Raw genomic sequence first — 761 nt, 5'->3', positions numbered from 1 at the left:
GAACCGCGCGCCGAACCGCACGCGCGCGTCCGCAACGAACACCCCGCCGCGCCCGCATTGCCCGCCGACGACAGCCACCCCGGCGCGCGCGTGCGCGCCATCGCCGCGCGCACGCTCGACGCGGTGCTGCACCGCGGCCGCTCGCTCAAGGCTGAACTGGCCGCAGCGCTGCCGGCGCTGGCCGACCCGCGCGACCGCGCCCTGGTCGAGGCGATCTGCTTCGCCGTGCTGCGCCAGCCGCTGCGCCTGGAAGCGGCCTTGAACGAATGGATGCCGCGGCCGCTGCCGCCGCGCGACAGCGAACTGCGCGCGCTGCTGCTGGCCGGCCTGGCCCAGCTCGACCCGCTGCGCCTGCCCGCGCACGCCGCGCTCGACGCCAGCGTGGAGGCCGCACGCCTGCTCGGCCGCGCACATCAGGCCGGACTGGTCAACGCGTTGCTGCGCCGCGCCCAGCGCGACGGCCTGCCGGCGGCGGACCCGCGGGCGTCGCATTGGCCGAGCTGGCTGCGCGGAACGCTGCGCAAGGACTGGCCCGCGCATTACCAAACGATCCTCGCCGAAAGCGCGCTGGCGCCGCCGATGTGGCTGCGGGTCAACCGCGCCCAGGCCGCGCGCGAGGACTATCTGCGACGCTTGGCCGAGGCCGGCATCGCCGCGACCGCGCCGGCCGGTCTCGCCGACGCGCTGCGCCTGGACGAGCCGCACGCCGTCGCCGCGCTGCCCGGCTTCGCCGACGGCGCGGCCTCGGTGCAGGACGCCAG

At 77.5% G+C, this 761-nt stretch carries 1 protein-coding gene; it reads left to right on the top strand.

Going from position 1 to position 761, the window contains the following annotated elements:
* A partial coding sequence (locus A7A76_RS03115) for a transcription antitermination factor NusB (protein WP_428995071.1) occupies positions 1 to 761 on the top strand: 761 nt, incomplete at both ends.

The sequence above is a fragment of the Lysobacter enzymogenes genome (assembly GCF_017168095.1).
GTDB lineage: Bacteria > Pseudomonadota > Gammaproteobacteria > Xanthomonadales > Xanthomonadaceae > Lysobacter > Lysobacter enzymogenes_D.
Note: the sequence above shows the minus strand (reverse complement) of the source record. Positions and strands in the feature narration are given on the sequence as shown.